This is a genomic window from Staphylococcus ureilyticus (genome assembly GCF_025558845.1).
Taxonomy (GTDB): Bacteria; Bacillota; Bacilli; order Staphylococcales; family Staphylococcaceae; genus Staphylococcus; species Staphylococcus ureilyticus.
In genome coordinates this window covers 836,874-855,613 of record NZ_CP094825.1, presented here as the reverse complement: position 1 = coordinate 855,613, position 18,740 = coordinate 836,874, and the positions used below count along the sequence as shown (strand labels likewise).

Sequence of the window (18,740 nt, the reverse complement as noted above, 5' to 3'; positions counted from 1 at the left end):
ATCGCCACATTTGGCATAGATTCAAGGCTTTATAATATTATCTAATCGTCGCACCTTCTGCTTGTAACGCTTCTAAAATGCGGTCGTGTACTTCATTTACTTTATCATCAGTGAGCGTTTGTTTTGTATCTAAATATGATAAACGAAGTGCAATTGATTTTTCATCTTCTGCCACATGTTCACCTTCATATACATCAAAGACTTCTGCATTTTGTAAAATGTCCCCACCGTTATTTTTAATCACATTAACGATTTTGGCTGATGGCATCGCGCGATTAATGACTAATGCAATATCTCTCGATACACCAGGGAATCTTGGAATTGGTTGATAATTAATATAACCAACGGAAACTGACATCAACTTATCATAATTGAGTTCAAATACATAAGTTCGTTTTAAATCATAGTCGTTTTCAGTTTGTGGATGTAATTCCCCTACAAATCCAACAATTTCATTATTCAGCTTAACCAATGCAGTTCTGCCTGGATGTAATCCACTTATTTCACCAGCTTCATATTCAAATTGAACATCTAAGATTTCAGCAATACGTTCAACAACACCTTTTGCTACAAAGAAATCAATCGCTTCTTTTTTACTTTGCCAAGTATTGACAGCATAATCTCCTGTTAGTATACCACTTAAGTATTCTACTTCGTCTGGCAATTGATCTTTTCCATTGCCAAAGAATACACGGCCCAATTCATAAAGCGCAACATGATGATTACTTCGAGCCACATTATAAGACACATCATCAATAAGATGTGGAATCAAACTCTGTCTCAAAGTAGCATGAGCTTCACTCATAGGCATCAGTAATGATATCGTTGAGCGATCCTGCAATGCAAAATCAGTTGCACGTGCTTTATCTACAAGTGAATAATTAATCGCTTGGCTTAATCCAGCACCTTCTAATGTCGCTTTTACAATTCTTGTTTTTGCTTGTCTATCATTTAGTGTGCCTGGTGTTACGTGTTCAAAAACTGGTAACGTTGATGGTATTTCATCATAACCATAGATTCGAGCAATTTCTTCGATTAAATCTTCTTTTATTGTAATATCTTTACGGCGCGAAGGAACCATTACTGTCAGTGTATTACCTTCTTGTGTCGTTTCAAATCCTAATTGAACAAATATCCCTTCAATATCTTCTTTAGATAATTCAAAACCAATTGTTTTGTTTACTTTTTCAACTGTGATTTCAATAGGTGTCACAAATTGATCTAGATCGCCTTCAGCTACACGATCTTGTAGTACTGTTCCACTTGCATATTGTTGTAGCAAATAACATGCTCTGTCCACGGCTTCGTCTACAAACTCGGTTGCAATACCTTTTTCAAATCGACTTGAAGCTTCACTACGTAAGTTTAGTCGTCGAGAAGTATGTCTAATTGAAACTGGGTCGAAAATCGCACCTTCAATAATGACATTTGTAGTATTTTCAGTCACCTCTGAGAAATCTCCGCCCATCACACCTGCAATTGCAATTGGAGTATTGCCATTAGTAATAACAATATCGCTATCCTTTAATATTCTCTCTTGATCATCTAGTGTTGTCATTTTTTCCTCTGCCTCAGCTTGACGCACTTCTATTTGATCAGAACCAATTTGATCTTTATCAAACATATGCAACGGTTGACCATATTCTAATAATACATAATTTGAAATATCAACAACATTATTGATTGGTCGAATACCTGCTTTAATCAATCTCATTTGCATCCATTCTGGTGAGGGATGAATTTTAACATTTTTCACTATTCTAGCGCTGTAATAAGGCACCTTGTCCTGATTTTGAACATTGATACTTAATTCATTTGTGGCTTGTTTATTCGTTAATTCACTTTGTGTTTCTGGCTTTTTCATTGGCACATTATAAAGTGCAGCTGTTTCATAAGCAGTACCTATCATACTTAACGCATCTGCTCTATTTGGTGTTAAATCAAATTCCATAACTTGATCATTTAAATATAAAGCAGTAAGTGCATCAGTACCAGGTTTGACTTCTGAAGTAAATACATATATGCCTGATTCAAATTGCTTTGGAACAAGGTTTGGCGAAATACCTATTTCTTGTAATGAACAAATCATACCTTCCGAACGTTCACCGCGTAATTTTGCTCTTTTGATTTTTATACCTCCAGGTAAACGTCCACCTACTGTAGCTACAATGACGCTCTGCCCTGCATCAACATTTGGTGCACCACAGACAATTTGTACTGGCGCTTCTTCACCAATATCAACTTGGCATAAACTTAATTTATCTGCATCTGGATGGGGTGCTTTAGATTGAACATAGCCAACCACTAAATTTTTAATGTCTTTTGTGTAATCAATAATATCATCTACTTCAATACCTGTGCGTGTTATTTTTTCTGCAAGAACATTTACAGGTTGATTAATTGCTACAAACGACTCTAACCATTCTTTTGAAATAAACATTATAATTCACCTCTATCTTCTACCGCTTTAAATTGATCTAAGAAACGCACATCATTTGTATAAAAATGTCGTATATCTTCGATACCATACTTGAGCATCGCAATTCTATCTGGTCCCATGCCAAAAGCAAAACCTGTATATTTCGATGCATCAAATCCAGCCATTTCTAAAACATTAGGGTGAACCATACCAGCACCTAAAATTTCTATCCACCCTGTCTGTTTACAGACATTACAACCTGCTCCGCCACATTTGAAACATGATACGTCAACCTCTACAGATGGTTCAGTGAATGGGAAGTAGCTTGGGCGCAGACGAATTTCTCTGTCTTCACCAAATAGTTGTTTAGCTAACAATTCTAATGTACCTTTTAAATCGCTCATTTGAATATTTTCATCTACAACTAATCCTTCAATTTGCGTAAATTGGTGACTATGCGTTGCGTCATCAGAATCACGTCTGTAAACTTTACCAGGACATAAAATTTTCACTGGCCCTTGGCCATTACGTTGTTCCATTGTTCTTGCTTGAACCGGTGACGTATGCGTACGCATTAAGATATCTTCAGTAATATAAAAACTATCTTGCATATCTCTCGCCGGGTGTGATTTTGGCAAATTTAATGCTTCGAAATTGTAATAATCTTTTTCAACTTCATATCCATCTACAATTTCATAACTCAAACCTAAAAATAAATCTTCAATTTCCTCAATCGTTCTTGTTAACGGATGCTTAGCACCTATTGAAATTTTACGGCTAGGTAAAGTCACATCGATTTTTTCTTCTGTTAATTGTTGCTCTAATTTTGCATTTGCTAAAATCTCTCGACGTGATTCAATCTCACCTTCAATCGTTTGTCTCACTTCATTTACTTTTTGTCCGTATGCTTTTTTTTCTTCATTCGATAATTCTTTCATATGTTTCATCAAACCAGTCACAGAACCTTTTTTACCTAAATATTTGACTTTGACATCTTGTAGTTCTTTTTCATTTTGAGCTTCGTTTATATCTACTAATGCTTGTTGTTTAATCTCAGACATTGCCTCTGTTTGCGCCATACTTTGCCTCCTATTTAAAATCTATATTTTCAAATGATCAATAATTGCATACAAAAAAGCTTTCATCCCTTAAAACTGGGACGAAAGCTTTCCGTGGTACCACCCAAATTTATGCACACGCATACACTTGTAATCTTTGATAACGGAAATGATTTCCGACTTAAATTTCTTTAAGTAACCAAAAAGATGAAAAAAACTAATCACAGTGGATTATCTTTCAGTCTATGAATAATCTCCCTTGAACAACTGCTACTATTAGTTTACGTCTTTTTATAGGTTAATATTTTTCATTGATGTGTTTATTATATACGAAATTCATTCAAAGGGTCAACCTTTCAAATGATACAATAATATACTTCCTGCAATTGCAACATTTAAACTTTCGGCTTGACCATATATAGGAATGTTTAAATTCTGAGTCGTTTGTTTTAATAAATCAGGATTGACACCTTCTCCTTCATTTCCAAGGAGCAGTGCAAAACTTTCTTGATGCTTCACTTGATTATAAGGAATCGCATGCTCTAATGCTGTACCATAAACATTGCCATTAAAACCTTCGATAAATTCACTTAAATCTCTCGTTATAATAGGAATATGAAAAACGCTACCTTGACTTGCACGGAGTACTTTGTCTTGATAAGGATCTGCGGTTCCTTTTTCTAACACGATTAAATCAATGCCTGCTGCATCTGCAGTGCGTATTAATGTTCCCATATTTCCTGGGTCTTGGATACGATCTAGTAACAGTACTTGTTGATATGCTTTTTCCTCATAATGCACTTTTTCTATAATCGCAAAGAACCCCTGCGGCGTAACCGTACCAGACAGTGATTCTGCAACTTTTAAATTGATTTCATATACTTCTTCAACATCATTTACAAGTTGTTCATCTAATCTATCGATATCAATAGCAAATAATTGAAGGATTTTGATATTACTCTCATGTGCTTCGTCAATTAAGTGTACGCCTTCGATAAGCACATGACCTGTTTTATCTCTTTCACGTTTCTTTTTCAATTTATTTGCGTTTTTAATCTTATTGTTTTGTGCAGAAGTTATCATTTCCATAATATAGCCTCTTTATTTCAAATTTTAAATATATGTCTTATATTTGAACTTAATTGTTTGCATCTTCTAGCTAAGTCAAATTGATTTTCTAATATTATACTATCTCCACTATAACTTACCATATCACCTTTTTCAGGCAAAACATTATCAAGCAACTTACACTTATATGTTTTAGCGAATTGTGGATTGTTTTGATTCATAATTTGAAAATGTACGTGCGGTTCCATTGTGTTGCCCGAATTTCCTACTCGTGCAATTAATTGTCCACGTCTTATCTGCTCTCCGACACTGATTTCAAAGGAATTTGGTTTAAGATGCGCTATCATACTAAACTCTTTGTCCGTGTGTTTAATAATAATGTAATTACCTTCTGGATGTTTCATATTATTTTCTCCTGGTAGTGCATCTGCTATACCGTCTACGATATCTATTACAACACCATTTGATGGAGCAATCACACTTTGATTATAATTATAATAACTTTCACAGCAATTAGGATTGCCATGATAAGTCAGATGATTTTTCACTAGAATCAGGTCTAATGCATAACGTTGATTTTTGTATGAGTAATGATGATTTACAAGCTCATTTTCACCACCAGCGTATACAAACCCCGTGTCTAGAACTGGTATCGTATACCTTAAATTCGTTTCTTTATGTCTGTTTGACAAATTCATAGGAATAAGCACGAAACCAATAATTTCATGGTACTTATTTAACGTCACACTAATACTAGATGTTTTCTTTACATCTAACCATATGTATTCTTCTTTATAATTGAGTTGTATATGTTTGTATAATTTATTTTTATGTCTAATTGTATTATATGATTTCAATAATCTTTCTAACTCGTGATAGGAGGAAATTTCTTGAAAATAATCACTAAACTGATTATACAACCATTCGCTGTCACTATTTTCTATTTTTTCTAATATTACTTATGCATTTATTTCAATCATCATTTACACAACCCATCAATTGTATATAACATTACTATTAAAAATAAAAAATCGCTCATAAATTATTATATGAATAATTAATGAACGATTAATCTCGGCTAAACATTAGCCTTTAAATAAATGAAATTATTTAGATACAACTTCTTCACCTTTGTATGAACCACAGTTCTTACAAACACGGTGAGATAATTTGTATTCACCACAATTTGGGCATTCTGTCATACCAGGTACTGAAATTTTAAAATGCGTACGACGTTTATTTTTTCTTGTTTTTGACGTTCTTCTTTTTGGTACTGCCATGATATATCCTCCTTATATTCATACATTACTAAATTATTTTCAGACTCAATAATCTATTATACTATAAATTATTTAAATCCGCTATTGCTCTTCGTCATATAATTGTTGTAGTTTTTGAAGCCTAGGATCGATTTGCTCAGCTTCCTCTTCTTCAGCAAGCTCAACCGCTTGTTCCTCGTCAATAACTTCCCAACCATTACCTTCACGTAGCATCTGATCGCTATTATTTGCAAAAGCACGCATTGGCTTTTCTATAATAACAAGTTCTTCAGCAATATCTTTTAGATTAATCATGCCGTCTGTGGCATCATGATAATGCTCATCTTCTTCGTCATCACCTATATACGCGTTACCTTCCAAATCAAAAATTTCTTGTGATTTTATGTCAATAGGCACTTCGACTGGTACTAACGTACGCGCGCACGCCATCGTATAGGTTCCAGTTATATGCATATCTGCAATGACTTCATTTGATTTGACAGTTAGTTCACCCTCAACATCAATATCAGATAAATCTATTAAATCTAATGATTTTACTAAATGATCAAAATTCACCGTTTGATGGAACTCAAATGGTTTATCTTGGAATTTTCTTAATTGTGTTATTGACCATTTCATATGGCTTCACCTCTAACAAGCACAAAATTTATTTTAACTTTATAGACAAAAGTTGTCAAGATTTTTTCTTAACACAAATTAATCTGATACAATATCTATAATGAATTCTGAAAGGGAGAATTGCAAATGAAAAGCGTTGCACTAGTCACTGAATATAATCCTTTCCACAATGGTCACTTATACCATGCCCAGACATCAAAGTCAATAACTGCTTCTGAAATATCTATAGCCATTATGAGTGGTAATTTTGTTATGAGAGGTCAACCTGCCATATATAATAAATTTACACGTACTCGAATGGCATTGAGTGCAGTGGATTTAGTCATTGAATTACCAGCAGTAGCTGCATTATCAGCAGGCCAATATTTTGCAGAAACAGCTGTCCAAATAGCGAGTTACGTTGATGCAGATCATCTATCATTTGGTAGTGAATCAGGTGACATCGATTCATTTCATGAATTGCTACAAAATATCTCTAAAATAGAACAATCGCCTGAATTTATTAAGAAACTAAAAGAAGGCAAAAGTTATCCAAGAATATTAAGTGAACTTTTAAACAATCATACATTATTATCTTCACCCAATAATACATTAGGTATTTCTTATATGCGAGCGATTCAAAAGTTAGCACCTCATATCAAACCTTGGACGATACCAAGAGAAAGCAGTCACCACCATGATTCCAATATTTCAAATTTAGATTTCGCTAGTGGCACTTCCATTCGCAATGCAATACAAGCTCATAACGACCAATGGAAATCAGTTGTTCCCGACTCAATACAACAGCTCTATCAAGAACCACAAGCAACTGTAGAAGATACGTTTCCATATATTAAATATGCTGTTTTAAGTCATACGTCACAATCCCTGAAAAATATCTATACGATGTCCGAAGGATTAGAAAATCGCATATTAGATAAAATTAGATATGCTACATCATTCGAGCATTTCATGTCACTTATTAAAACAAAAAGGTATACTTATACGCATATACAGCGTATTTTAATGAATATTTTACTAAACTTTCAACAAAACCATAAACATAACGCTATAAATGCAGTGCACATTCTTGGTATGTCAGCAAAGGGTCAACAATATTTAAAATACTTAAAACAAAAATTTCCAGAACGTCATTTTATTACGCAAATAAATCAACAAAACGCGCATTTATTTGAACGAGAAATCCATTCAACACATATTTATAATTTGCTCACACACCATACAGAAACAGACTTCACAGAAACAGACTTCAATACACATGTCATACGCACTGAAAATGACTGAATCCTAATCAAAACAATTAAAACAAGATCCTAGTAATAGAGCCTGTAAACAAATTTTTAGAATTTTATTTACAGGCTTTATATATAGCGTTATTTTTATTATTTAGCTTAATTTTCAATAGTAGTATCTCATAGGTATTTTCAGTAATAATGGTAATTAATTACCTACATTTTGACTTTTATCAAAATAAATCCGTTTGTCTCATTTAGTTTTCGTATTTATAGCGTACGAAAATGACTGATGTCTATATTAAACAGCTCGAATCAACACTATGTATATAATTCAATTAGTTTCTGTTCATCGACATCATATGATAAATCTACAAAATAGTCGAGTTGCCACTTTTGAGTAAGTTTTGCAGTTTTGTTTAAGTCTTTTTCCCAACTTGGATAAACACGAAAAGCCATCTTCCCTTTTTGCTTTTCAGAACTTAAAATATTTTTGCGCATAAGAATTTCTTTTTGAAAAATGAATTGTCCTTTTTTCACTCCATCTAATATATTAATAACTAATTTATCTTCCATCTCATCATAATTAAAAGGTACGTTGTTTCCTTGATCATTTTTACGCCATATCGCAACAAAATAGCCGTGTTTCTTTGGTGTTTTTTTAGCTAATCTACTTTTAAAAGTGACATGATTAAACATAAAATTGATAGCTTCATATGCTTGATTCCAGTTTTCAATATTTAAGGCTTCAAACGAAAAGGCTAATTTCGTTTCTTTTAATTTATTAAATAGTGAGTTCGAATTATTATTAATGGTTATCATCCTTTTGATAGAAATTTTTCATCACAGGTGTACATCGTTTACTTTCTCTCTGCTGCTCGAAAGCATAAGAACCACTAACCCAACAAGTTGGGAAGTATATTTTGGATTACCTGAGCTTCTGCTCATGCATAAGAACCACTAACCCAACAAGTTGGGAAGTGGATTTTGGATTACCTGAGCTTTTGCTCATGCATAAGAACCACTAACCCAACAAGTTGGGAAGTGGATTTTGGATTACCTGAGCTTCTGCTCATGCATAAGAACCACTAACCCAACAAGTTGGGAAGTATATTTTGGATTACCTGAGCTTCTGCTCATGCATAAGAACCACTAACCCAACAAGTTGGGAAGTGGATTTTGGATTACCTGAGCTTCTGCTCATGCATAAGAACCACTAACCCAACAAGTTGGGAAGTATATTTTGGATTACCTGAGCTTCTGCTCATGCATAAGAACCACTAACCCAACAAGTTGGGAAGTATATTTTGGATTACCTGAGCTTCTGCTCATGCATAAGAACCACTAACCCAACAAGTTGGGAAGTGGTTCTTTATCATTTCTTAAACTTTTCATTTAATGCTTTTTCAACATGTTCTGGTACAAAATCGGATACATTAGCCTTATATGCAGCCACTTCTTTCACTACACTGGAACTAATAAAGGAATAATTTGTACTTGTCATCATGTACATCGTTTCTACATTACTATTTAACTTTTTGTTCATTGAAGTCAATCTCAATTCATATTCAAAATCGCTTACAGCTCTCAAACCTCTAATAATTGTTTGCGCTCCAATTTCATCACAAAAATCTACAAGTAATCCATTAAAATGATGTACTGTAACATTATCAAGGTGTTTTACAGATGCTTCTATTAACTCAATGCGCTCATCGACTGAAAAAGTGCCCGACTTGTTGTTATTTTTCAAAACACAAATGTGCAATTCATCAAAGCGATCGGCACTCCTATCAATGATGTCAATATGACCATATGTAATTGGATCAAAACTTCCTGGAATCACTGCTTTAGTTGTAGACATTTTAATCTCCTTTTTCTAATAACAAAGTGTCTGTTAATCCATAGTGATATCTTTTAATCACATGAAATGATTTTGTATCAATCTCTTCTTTATGATTGAACTCACAAACGATAATACCATTTTCTTTTAATAAATTAAACTTTATAATTCCGTCTAACGCTTCATCAATTAATCCCTTATCATAAGGTGGGTCTAAAAATATAACATCAAATTGTATTTCTCTTTTTGAAAGTGCTTTAAGTGCTCTATCTGCATTATTTTTATAAACTTCCGCTTGTTCATCAATGTTTAAATGTTGAAGGTTCGCTTTGATAATTTTTATTGCTTTGAAATTTTGATCTACAAAAATCACTTTTTCCATTCCTCGAGACAATGCTTCAATACCCAAGGCACCACTTCCGGCAAATAAATCTAACCCAATGCCTGATACTTCGTGTAGACTGTTAAAAATTCCTTCCTTAACTTTGTCCATCGTAGGCCGAGTGTTACGACCTTCCATACTTTCTAGTGGTTTACTTTTATGGATTCCAGAAATCACTCTCATTGAGAAACACTTCCATTCTTTAAGTTATTTTTATATAATACATACTGCATGAAAGGAGGGGCAAAATGAAACAAGCCTTTATACAATTGGGCGAGGGCCTTACAGACTTATTTGAATTTACAACGCTCATTGAATACAATCACGCACGAATCGAGCATATCGTTTATTTCCACACCCCTACTTTTGATAAACAATTATCTTCAGTGGCTATTATTATGAAACCTACCCAAGGTCAACATTTTCAGGCGATGTACATTATGGTAAATGCAGTTAAATATCCATATCCATATTCGAATAAAAAATTCAATTTAATTAATGAACAAGCAGCAAGTTTCAACATTGATGTGAAAGAAATTGATGTGCAACCACCCGAGCATTTTCATTCCAACAGTATTTATTTCAATTATTTAATCAGTGTATTGAGACTTCAACGGTGGATACCACCATTACAATAATCGTAAATAAAACAAAGTCACGTAGTTATATTTAAAGCTAATGTGACTTTGTTTATTAATAAAAAATATTTAAATTTAATACAATCACGAAAATTCATGTTGTTCTTTTGGATACTCCTTTTTAAGATATTTATAAGGAGAACCTGCTATATGTTTTACATATTTTAAACTCATCAGTTTGTCTACAATAGTGTCAGCCTCTTCTTCATTTATATACATAATAACATAACGTTGTAACTTATTCGTACTGACTATATGTCCAAATTTTCTAATTTGGCGTTCGTGTTTCATATGTTTTAAATATATAACTAAACTTGTTCTAGATACAATATTCATACTATTATCACTCCATTTATTAGCCACTTTATAATATCATGCCTAATTCGATTAATAAATAACAATTATTTTGAACAATAGCTAACATTTGCTATATTACTGTATATACTCAAATCAAGGAGGATTTGCGCATGACAACAATAAACAAATTAATAAAAGGTGCATTTTTAGGTACGGTTGGTTTAGTAGGTAGTGTTATTTTCTTTTCTAAATATAAAGCTAAACCTACGAACCAAGAAGTTCCAGCTTTTTTCTCTAAGCCTGCACCGTACATTTTCGCACATCGTGGTGGTATGGCAGTAAAACCTGAGCTAACAAAACTCGCATTTGACAATGCTTTATCACATCACGTAGACGGATTCGAAATTGACGTGAGATTGACTAAAGATCAACAATTAGTGGTCTTTCATGATGCAGATGTTGATCGTACAACAAATGGCTCTGGAAAAGTAGCAACACATACTTTAACTGAATTAAAGCAGCTAGACGCAGGTTATCATTTCAAGGATTTAAACGGCTCAACACCTTATCGTAATCATCCTGACGCTAAAATACTAACTTTTGATGAATTATTAACATTATATCCTAACACACTGATAAATGTTGATCTTAAAGATGATTCACAAAGTGATCAAGGTAAATTAGCACCTAAAATAATTTACGATATCATTGTTAAAAACCACGCGCAAAATCGAGTTTTAGTTACTAGTTTTCAAAGCGATCAAATTAATTTGTTCAAAAAAGAAAGCAACCATACAATAGCGATTGGCGCAAGCCAAAATGAAGTGGCAGAAGGCTTCTTAAAATTCAAATCAGGTTTAGGTAACACGTTTAAACCACAAGCACATACATTTCAAATGCCAGTGAATTTTAATGGTATTAAATTGACTTCTCCTAGATTTATTCAGTGGTTAAATGAACGTAACATCGTTCCAGGCTTTTATGGCATTAACAATTTAGATTTAATGAATGATTTAGTTAAAACTGGGGTGCATACGTTAGTCACTGATAGACCTGATTTAGCAGAACGTTTTAAAAACACCTATCGAAATAAATAATTATACAAAAGCTGGGTCACTACAAGTGCCCAGCTTTTATATGAATTAACACTACAGCGTCGATTTGCTATAAAGAACAGCTACAAGAACCGCCTGTAGCACAACCACTTGCATCTTTTTGGAAAAATGGATTGCCAGTTTCTATCTTTACATTTTCAGATACAGCATAAGCTATTTTCACGATAACCTCATCTATTAAGTCTTGTAATGCAACCTCTTTTTGTTTGTAATCCATAACTACAGGTAGCATTTCATAAGCACGTTTACGTTTACGTGTTTCTAACATCACTTTTTGGTAATCTGGATGATATTTACCAAATCTCATGATTTCATCATATTGTTCTTTTGATTTTAAAAAGGCTTGATAGAGTAAATGTGCTTCATCGTTTTCTTGTAAATTTTGTTCTGCTTTTTTAAATGAATGATATAATCGTGAATCAAGTATTTTATCACTTAAATGCTCAATATCATCAAGAATATTCACCGTTTCTTCTGTTATCATAATAATCTCTCCTACTTATCTTCAATGAAAATAATTGTATAATATCCGTTTGACACTTCGCCGCCAACTTCATTGTATTTAGAATTTAACATCCTTGATCTATGAATATCAGAGTTTAACCAACTGTGGATTAAAGTTGGTACTTCGTTAAAATCATAACCCACATTTTGACTAGTGGAAACAAAAGAAATATTTTGTTCATTCAGCTTTTGTTTTAATGCATCTTCTGTGAATTCTACACTGTCAGTATCAATAGCTTCGTATAAATTGTATGATGCGATATGAGCTACGTCATTGTTGATTTTTAAAGGTTTTGCATCTTTTAATTTACGCATTTCATTAGTTATTTCATAAAGTGTCATCAATTGATTTACATTCTGTTCATATGGTATTTTTTTATAATTATTTTTCACCTTTTTATCTTCTTGTGCAGTTATCATTTGATAAGGTTTAAATGCCATTAATGCTTCACTATCTAAATATCTTACACCTACGATTTCGTTAGCTTGTTGATCAATATATATTTGTGCATAAACATCATTAAATTTAATTAATGTCTGTGTTTTCATATCTGAATCAGAAAGTTCTATTTCATACGTTTTGCCATTAGCTTTAATCGTCGGTTCCGGATTGATACTGTACTTTTCGAAAACATGAGATGCATTGTCACCAATTTCTACCGGATTAGCGTTAGCATTTTTACCAGTGGCATACACAGATTTAATCTTATTTTTTTTAGTTGTTACAAGATAATATTGATCTTTTTGTTTAAAGACGTAGTTTTTAAAACCACCTTTATATGCATACACTCTATCAGCTTGTCCATAATTTTCAGTTAAATTATGTAAATCTTGTCCAATCCAAGTACCCACACCTTTTTTAAGCTTTGGATTTTCAACATTTGTTTTTGTGTTTCGAAAATCTTTATTTTGTGTTGTTTTTGACGTATCTTTATTAGGATTTTCTAAAACATCGAATTTCAAACGCGGTGAGTAAAATAAATAAATTATAAAACAAATCAATACTAATACACCAATAACTTTAATTATCAGTTTCTTCATCGCTCATCCACCTACATTATTCTTTGGTTCATTGTACATGTTTATAACAGATACAAGCAAGGCATGTCCTCAAATTTATTGATTTGTAATCATCCCTTTACATTTTCATCATAGATTATCTTAACACGACTTAATAGACAATAAAATTTTGGGTATAAAATAAATAAAGGGGTGACAAAAATGTCAATCATTCGTATTCACGGTGCGAAACAAAATAATTTGAAAGATATTTCCGTAGATATACCAAAACATAAAATTTCTGTATTCACTGGTCGTTCTGGTTCAGGTAAGTCATCATTAGTCTTCAATACAATTGCTGCCGAATCTGAACGTTTACTTAACGAAACATATTCTACATATATACAAAACCAATTAAAACAATATAGTAAACCAAACGTAGACTTAATAGAACACTTACCCGTAGCTATGATTATCAATCAAAAAAGATTAGGGGGAAATTCACGTTCAACTGTAGGTACAATTTCTGATATATATGCTTCAGTCCGTTTATTATGGTCACGTATCGGTACACCATTTGTAGGATATTCTGATATCTTTTCTTTTAATAACCCAAAAGGTATGTGCGAAACATGCTCTGGCCTTGGATACATAGAAGATATTAACTTAGAAGAGTTATTAGATTTTGAAAAATCTTTAAATGAAGATGCAATCCGTTTCCCTTCTTTCAGACCAGATAGTTGGCGTGGTAAACGTTATTTATATTCAGGTTTATTTGATAATGACAAGAAATTAAAGCATTATACTAAAGAAGAATTGGATACTTTGTTATACACGAAGCCTACCAAATTGAAAAATCCTCCTGAAAACTGGCCAAAAACTGCAAAATTCGAAGGGCTGATCCATCGATTCAGACGTTCATTTTTATTAAATGATAATTTCGAAAAAAATAAATTCAAAAATGATATTGAAAGAGTTGTGACGTCACAAAAATGTCCGACATGTGATGGCAAGAGATTAAATCAAAATGTATTAAAATCTAAAATTAACGGCTTAGATATTGCTGATTTCACACACTTATCTATTGATGATGCGATGCATTTCATAAAAAAACTAGAATCTAGTAAAGCACAATTTATAATTAACCCTTTGCTAAAGCAATTAGAATCTCTTAGTTATATCGGTCTTAACTATCTTACTTTGGATCGTGAAACGAAGACCCTGTCAGGTGGAGAGTCTCAACGTATTAAACTTATCAGACATCTAAATAGTCCTTTAAGTGACCTAGTTTATATCATTGATGAACCGAATGTCGGGCTACATCCTGAGGATATTCAAAAAATAAATGAAATTATTCAATCGCTTAAAAACAAAGGTAACACAGTTCTAGTTGTAGAGCATGACCCTGACGTTATCAAAATCGCTGATCACATCATAGATTTAGGACCTTATGCCGGAAAAAATGGCGGTGAAATTATTTTCACTGGTAGTTATTCTAGTCTGTTATCATCAAATTCTAGTACTGGACAAGCACTAAAGAAAAAACACAAATTAAAATCAAAAGTAAGACCAACTCATGCGTTTATTAACTTAAACCATATGACGCAAAACAATTTAAAAGATATTTCAGCGCGTATTCCTAAACATGCAATGACTGTGGTAACCGGTGTAGCTGGCTCTGGCAAGAGCACACTTATACACGGGGGCTTAAAAAATAATACTGATGCTATTATTATTGATCAAAAACCGGTGCACGCTTCAAGTCGTTCTCATTTATTAACGTATCTTGATATATTTGATGACCTCCGTACCTATTTCAGTAATCATACAGGCTTAAAGAAATCATTATTCAGTTACAACTCTGAAGGCGCTTGTCCTGAGTGTCATGGTAAAGGCGTGTTAAAAACTGAGCTTGCGTTTATGCCAGACTTCACTCAAATTTGTAATGTATGTGGTGGTAAAAGATATAAACCTGAAGTATTAAGTGCAACGATTGCAGGCTATTCAATAGCAGATATATTAAACTTAACGGTGGATGAAGCGTTAGATTTCTTCCATACAAATAGGTCTATTGCAGAACCTTTACAATCATTGAAGGCAACTGGCTTAAATTATATGAGTTTAGGTCAAACACTTGATACACTTTCTGGTGGTGAAATACAACGTGTTAAACTCAGCAAGTATTTAACACACACTGTAAGCGGCCATATCTTTGTATTTGATGAGCCTACCACTGGTTTACATGAAGATGATATACCAATTATTTTAGCTAGTTTTGACAATTTAATTGAGCAAGGGAACACTGTGATAATCATTGAACATAATTTAACAATGATGTCGCATGCCGATTGGATTATAGATATTGGTCCATATGCTGGAAATAAAGGTGGCAAATTACTATATCAAGGGAAACCGGATGATCTATTAACAAACACTGCTTCTGTTACAGCAAAACACTTAAATAGATATTTATCTTAGGTTAAGATGCTTCTACACTTAATTCATATTTTCACATTTTTATTAATATAAAATAAATCCAAATGTATCTGTAACCTTTAAATAAAAAATAACCTGCGACACAAAAGTGTCGCAGGTTATTTTTAGATATAATCAATATTTTAGCTAGATTAGTCTCTCGTATCCTTAGCTAAGTATATTTATAAAACCGAAAGTTGCTTTCAATAATGATGTCGTTTCTCCGCCTGGATATAATACATAGAGTAGTACATAAACCATCACACCTGTGATAGCAGTACAAAACCAAACAATTGATGCAATTGGTCCTACAAATCTGTGAAGTTTAAATTTGTCTTTGAACGCAGTGATAATCTGGAAAAGTCCCAATAACCCACCAATGGTAGCTAAATTGATATGAAAAATTAAGAAGATTGTATAATAAATCTTAATTGATTCTGGGCCGCCAAAAGCAGTATTACCAATAAATATCGTTCTCGAAGCATAAATAATAAAAAACGTTAGCGCAAATACAGCAGCAAGTAACATAAATTTTTTATGACTTTCGATTTCTCTTTTCCATATTTTACGCCATCCGATTGCAATAAGGATTGCGCTTATCACTATACATGTTGTGCTAATTGTAGGTAAGATTGGTAAATTCATAAATTCCATCCTTATTAATATTTATTAGAACATTTTAATTAATGAAACAACAACAACGAGTACGAAGAAAACTACTAAATAGTTTAAAGAATAAACAAACATTTTTGTTGCCCATTTTGTTTGATCTGAATCTTTGTTAAAACTAGTTAAACCTAAATATAACCAGCCTAAGTTTAATAACGTAGCTAATACCATAAACGTTGTACCAAGATCACTCAATAATAATGGTAATGGTAATAACAATATTAGCCATATAAACATACTCACTCTCGTGCGTTTGAAACCTTTAACAGAAGGTAACATCGGAATATTTGCCAAGCTATATTCATCTTTACGTTTTATTGCCAATGCATAAAAATGTACTGGTTGCCAACAAAATATTACTAAGAATAGCGCTACAGCAATTATACTAATATTACTCTCGATAGCTGTCCAACCTATTAACGGTGGTACAGCACCAGGAAAACTCCCAATTACTGTATTCCAAACTGTATGACGTTTAGACCAAATTGAATAAAATGACACATAGCCAACGATACCTAACAATCCAATTACACCGGATGGTATATTTAAAGCAAATAATAATGCTTCCCCTACGAGCATCATTCCAAAACTAAGTAATAATAAATTTCTATTTGAAATTTTTCCATTAACTGAAGGTCTTTGCTGTTTACTTGGCATGATACTGTCAATATCTTGATCATAGTAATTATTTAAAGCGCATGCGCCCCCCATAATTAATGTCGAACCTACCAACATCATTAAAATCTGTGGTATTGACGAGAGGAAGGAATGATTTGCCAACACAATTGCAAGCCATGAACCGGCAAACGCTGGAATTAAATTGCCCTGTACTAGTCCCATCTTAATAATTTGTTGTAACTCTTTAAACGTTACACGACTAGAATTATGCGACAAAGTTTGTTCTTTGTTCATAATTTCCCTCCTAAATTTTCCATATAATACAATGATATATCAATTTAAGGTCATTGACTACATTTATACAAAGTTATTTGTGACACTTTATCGACATTCACAAATAGTCATTTTTGTGACACAATTAGAAGTGTATTTCTTGTTATAATAATAATTAAGTTTTATTTAAAAATAAAGAAGTAAATGTAAAGAGTCTTTGGTTTACAGTATAATGGTTGTTATCATTTGAGCTGAACCATTACTCATATTCTGTTTTATTTATTTGTGGGGGGTTAATTCTTGTTTAACAAAAAAAACCTGAAATGGTTATCTGTATTGGCAGCGATAATAATGGCATTTGTACAGCTAGGAGGTGCCCTAGTTACTAAAACTGGTTCAGCTGATGGTTGTGGCTCTGACTGGCCGTTATGTCATGGTGCTTTTTTACCTCAAAATTTACCTATACAAACAATAATTGAATTAAGTCATCGTGCAGTATCAGGTCTATCTTTAATTCTTGTTTTATGGCTAGTGATAGTTGCTTGGAAACATATTGGTTATATCAAAGAAGTTAAACCGTTATGCATGATTAGTATTGGTTTCTTATTATTACAAGCACTTGTTGGTGCGGCAGCAGTCATGTGGCAACAAAACGATTATGTTTTAGCGTTACATTTTGGTATTTCATTAATTTCATTTTCTTCAGTATTTGTTTTAGCGTTAATTATCTTTGAAGTAGACCGTAAATACGAAGCTGATGAATTATTTATTCGTAAACCACTTAGAATCTACACATGGATTATGGCAGTCATTGTATATTTAACGATTTATACTGGAGCTTTAGTTAGACATAAAGAAGCAAGTTTAGCTTATGGTCAATGGCCGCTTCCATTTAATGATTTAATACCTCATAACGTACAAGATTGGGTGAACTTCACTCACAGAGGTATGGCTTTAATCGCTTTTATTTGGATTTTAATTACGTTTATACACGCAATTAATAATTACAAAGAAAATCGAACAATTCGTTTTGGTTATACCGCTGCATTTATTTTAATAATTTTACAAGTGATTACAGGTGCTTTATCTATTATTACTGAAGTGAATTTATTAATTGCTTTATTGCACGCACTATTCATAACAATATTGTTTGGTTTAATTGCTTACTTTATTGTATTGATGCTAAGAACGATAAGAAGTGGCGGATAATCTACTTTAATTAACTTACAAAAATGCTGGGATACGTTAACCGTAT

The 18,740-nt window shown here is 32.8% G+C and carries 19 protein-coding genes; 5 read left to right on the top strand and 14 right to left on the bottom strand.

The annotated features are described in order from the left end of the window. Positions 1-37: 37 nt before the first annotated feature. The 6 genes from pheT to MUA21_RS04160 all read right to left on the bottom strand — a co-directional run bounded on the left by pheT (position 38) and on the right by MUA21_RS04160 (position 6,443). Entirely contained in the window at positions 38-2,440 is a 2,403-nt protein-coding gene (pheT, locus tag MUA21_RS04185; protein WP_262561932.1) for a phenylalanine--tRNA ligase subunit beta, read from the bottom strand. Then, positions 2,440-3,498, bottom strand: coding sequence for a phenylalanine--tRNA ligase subunit alpha (gene pheS, locus MUA21_RS04180; protein WP_262561931.1), 1,059 nt, complete (start codon positions 3,496-3,498; stop codon positions 2,440-2,442). The genes pheT and pheS overlap by 1 nt, the downstream gene beginning before the upstream one ends. A 327-nt stretch (positions 3,499-3,825) precedes the next feature. Next, positions 3,826-4,566 carry a TrmH family RNA methyltransferase gene (locus tag MUA21_RS04175; RefSeq protein WP_107526289.1) on the bottom strand — a complete coding sequence of 247 codons (741 nt, stop codon included), beginning with the start codon at positions 4,564-4,566 and terminating at the stop codon, positions 3,826-3,828. A gap of 17 nt (positions 4,567-4,583) precedes the next feature. Beyond that, on the bottom strand, positions 4,584-5,402 hold the full coding sequence (locus MUA21_RS04170) for a M23 family metallopeptidase (RefSeq protein WP_262561930.1): 819 nt from the start codon (positions 5,400-5,402) through the stop codon (positions 4,584-4,586). Positions 5,403-5,651: 249 nt separating this feature from the next. Continuing rightward, positions 5,652-5,825 carry a 50S ribosomal protein L32 gene (gene rpmF / locus MUA21_RS04165; protein ID WP_019469283.1) on the bottom strand — a complete coding sequence of 58 codons (174 nt, stop codon included), beginning with the start codon at positions 5,823-5,825 and terminating at the stop codon, positions 5,652-5,654. An 81-nt stretch (positions 5,826-5,906) separates the two neighbouring features. After that, positions 5,907-6,443: a YceD family protein gene (locus MUA21_RS04160; protein WP_046207843.1), complete on the bottom strand. Its 537-nt coding sequence runs from the start codon at positions 6,441-6,443 to the stop codon at positions 5,907-5,909. Positions 6,444-6,569: 126 nt separating this feature from the next. Here MUA21_RS04160 and MUA21_RS04155 point away from each other — a divergent pair, with 126 nt between their 5' ends. After that, positions 6,570-7,727 (top strand): nucleotidyltransferase, encoded by a 1,158-nt coding sequence (locus MUA21_RS04155; protein WP_107526288.1) that lies wholly within the window; start codon positions 6,570-6,572, stop codon positions 7,725-7,727. Between the two features lie 269 nt (positions 7,728-7,996). Here the strand turns inward: MUA21_RS04155 and MUA21_RS04150 are convergent, their stop codons facing one another. The 3 genes from MUA21_RS04150 to rsmD form a co-directional block, all read right to left on the bottom strand. Then, positions 7,997-8,497 (bottom strand): MepB family protein, encoded by a 501-nt coding sequence (locus MUA21_RS04150; RefSeq protein ID WP_064209129.1) that lies wholly within the window; start codon positions 8,495-8,497, stop codon positions 7,997-7,999. A gap of 553 nt (positions 8,498-9,050) precedes the next feature. Then, positions 9,051-9,536 carry a pantetheine-phosphate adenylyltransferase gene (coaD, locus tag MUA21_RS04145; protein ID WP_019469279.1) on the bottom strand — a complete coding sequence of 162 codons (486 nt, stop codon included), beginning with the start codon at positions 9,534-9,536 and terminating at the stop codon, positions 9,051-9,053. Position 9,537: 1 nt separating this feature from the next. Next, positions 9,538-10,080: a 16S rRNA (guanine(966)-N(2))-methyltransferase RsmD gene (rsmD, locus tag MUA21_RS04140; protein WP_046207846.1), complete on the bottom strand. Its 543-nt coding sequence runs from the start codon at positions 10,078-10,080 to the stop codon at positions 9,538-9,540. 65 nt (positions 10,081-10,145) lie between these two features. Between rsmD and MUA21_RS04135 the strand changes: the two genes are divergently transcribed. After that, positions 10,146-10,535, top strand: coding sequence for a DUF7147 family protein (locus MUA21_RS04135; protein WP_107525647.1), 390 nt, complete (start codon positions 10,146-10,148; stop codon positions 10,533-10,535). A gap of 84 nt (positions 10,536-10,619) precedes the next feature. On the opposite strand, the gene MUA21_RS04130 is transcribed toward MUA21_RS04135, so the two are convergent. Next, positions 10,620-10,871: a YlbG family protein gene (locus MUA21_RS04130; protein ID WP_064209091.1), complete on the bottom strand. Its 252-nt coding sequence runs from the start codon at positions 10,869-10,871 to the stop codon at positions 10,620-10,622. A 131-nt stretch (positions 10,872-11,002) separates the two neighbouring features. Between MUA21_RS04130 and MUA21_RS04125 the strand changes: the two genes are divergently transcribed. Further along, complete coding sequence (locus tag MUA21_RS04125; RefSeq protein WP_073342449.1) at positions 11,003-11,929, top strand: lysophosphatidylglycerol phospholipase D; 927 nt, start codon at positions 11,003-11,005, stop codon at positions 11,927-11,929. A gap of 67 nt (positions 11,930-11,996) precedes the next feature. Here MUA21_RS04125 and MUA21_RS04120 read toward each other — a convergent pair whose 3' ends face one another. Further along, entirely contained in the window at positions 11,997-12,431 is a 435-nt protein-coding gene (locus MUA21_RS04120; RefSeq protein WP_107525649.1) for a YlbF/YmcA family competence regulator, read from the bottom strand. Between the two features lie 11 nt (positions 12,432-12,442). Then, positions 12,443-13,492, bottom strand: coding sequence for a CAP-associated domain-containing protein (locus tag MUA21_RS04115; protein WP_107525650.1), 1,050 nt, complete (start codon positions 13,490-13,492; stop codon positions 12,443-12,445). A gap of 180 nt (positions 13,493-13,672) precedes the next feature. Between MUA21_RS04115 and MUA21_RS04110 the strand changes: the two genes are divergently transcribed. Beyond that, positions 13,673-15,928 (top strand): ATP-binding cassette domain-containing protein, encoded by a 2,256-nt coding sequence (locus tag MUA21_RS04110; RefSeq protein WP_262561925.1) that lies wholly within the window; start codon positions 13,673-13,675, stop codon positions 15,926-15,928. 165 nt (positions 15,929-16,093) lie between these two features. Here MUA21_RS04110 and MUA21_RS04105 read toward each other — a convergent pair whose 3' ends face one another. After that, positions 16,094-16,570 carry a DUF420 domain-containing protein gene (locus MUA21_RS04105; RefSeq protein WP_046207853.1) on the bottom strand — a complete coding sequence of 159 codons (477 nt, stop codon included), beginning with the start codon at positions 16,568-16,570 and terminating at the stop codon, positions 16,094-16,096. Between the two features lie 24 nt (positions 16,571-16,594). After that, positions 16,595-17,506: a heme o synthase gene (cyoE, locus tag MUA21_RS04100; protein ID WP_070658357.1), complete on the bottom strand. Its 912-nt coding sequence runs from the start codon at positions 17,504-17,506 to the stop codon at positions 16,595-16,597. A gap of 279 nt (positions 17,507-17,785) precedes the next feature. Between cyoE and MUA21_RS04095 the strand changes: the two genes are divergently transcribed. Further along, positions 17,786-18,694 carry a COX15/CtaA family protein gene (locus MUA21_RS04095; protein WP_046207855.1) on the top strand — a complete coding sequence of 303 codons (909 nt, stop codon included), beginning with the start codon at positions 17,786-17,788 and terminating at the stop codon, positions 18,692-18,694. Positions 18,695-18,740 lie beyond the last annotated feature (46 nt).

What these genes read in the sequence shown, in the direction of transcription:
- pheT (WP_262561932.1), bottom strand. Translation starts at nt 2,440, where the DNA reads ATGTTTATTTCAAAAGAATGGTTAGAGTCGTTTGTAGCAATTAATCAA.
- pheS (WP_262561931.1), bottom strand. Translation starts at nt 3,498, where the DNA reads ATGGCGCAAACAGAGGCAATGTCTGAGATTAAACAACAAGCATTAGTA.
- MUA21_RS04175 (WP_107526289.1), bottom strand. Translation starts at nt 4,566, where the DNA reads ATGGAAATGATAACTTCTGCACAAAACAATAAGATTAAAAACGCAAAT.
- rpmF (WP_019469283.1), bottom strand. Translation starts at nt 5,825, where the DNA reads ATGGCAGTACCAAAAAGAAGAACGTCAAAAACAAGAAAAAATAAACGT.
- MUA21_RS04160 (WP_046207843.1), bottom strand. Translation starts at nt 6,443, where the DNA reads ATGAAATGGTCAATAACACAATTAAGAAAATTCCAAGATAAACCATTT.
- MUA21_RS04155 (WP_107526288.1), top strand. Translation starts at nt 6,570, where the DNA reads ATGAAAAGCGTTGCACTAGTCACTGAATATAATCCTTTCCACAATGGT.
- MUA21_RS04150 (WP_064209129.1), bottom strand. Translation starts at nt 8,497, where the DNA reads ATGATAACCATTAATAATAATTCGAACTCACTATTTAATAAATTAAAA.
- coaD (WP_019469279.1), bottom strand. Translation starts at nt 9,536, where the DNA reads ATGTCTACAACTAAAGCAGTGATTCCAGGAAGTTTTGATCCAATTACA.
- rsmD (WP_046207846.1), bottom strand. Translation starts at nt 10,080, where the DNA reads ATGAGAGTGATTTCTGGAATCCATAAAAGTAAACCACTAGAAAGTATG.
- MUA21_RS04135 (WP_107525647.1), top strand. Translation starts at nt 10,146, where the DNA reads ATGAAACAAGCCTTTATACAATTGGGCGAGGGCCTTACAGACTTATTT.
- MUA21_RS04130 (WP_064209091.1), bottom strand. Translation starts at nt 10,871, where the DNA reads ATGAATATTGTATCTAGAACAAGTTTAGTTATATATTTAAAACATATG.
- MUA21_RS04125 (WP_073342449.1), top strand. Translation starts at nt 11,003, where the DNA reads ATGACAACAATAAACAAATTAATAAAAGGTGCATTTTTAGGTACGGTT.
- MUA21_RS04120 (WP_107525649.1), bottom strand. Translation starts at nt 12,431, where the DNA reads ATGATAACAGAAGAAACGGTGAATATTCTTGATGATATTGAGCATTTA.
- MUA21_RS04115 (WP_107525650.1), bottom strand. Translation starts at nt 13,492, where the DNA reads ATGAAGAAACTGATAATTAAAGTTATTGGTGTATTAGTATTGATTTGT.
- MUA21_RS04110 (WP_262561925.1), top strand. Translation starts at nt 13,673, where the DNA reads ATGTCAATCATTCGTATTCACGGTGCGAAACAAAATAATTTGAAAGAT.
- MUA21_RS04105 (WP_046207853.1), bottom strand. Translation starts at nt 16,570, where the DNA reads ATGAATTTACCAATCTTACCTACAATTAGCACAACATGTATAGTGATA.
- cyoE (WP_070658357.1), bottom strand. Translation starts at nt 17,506, where the DNA reads ATGAACAAAGAACAAACTTTGTCGCATAATTCTAGTCGTGTAACGTTT.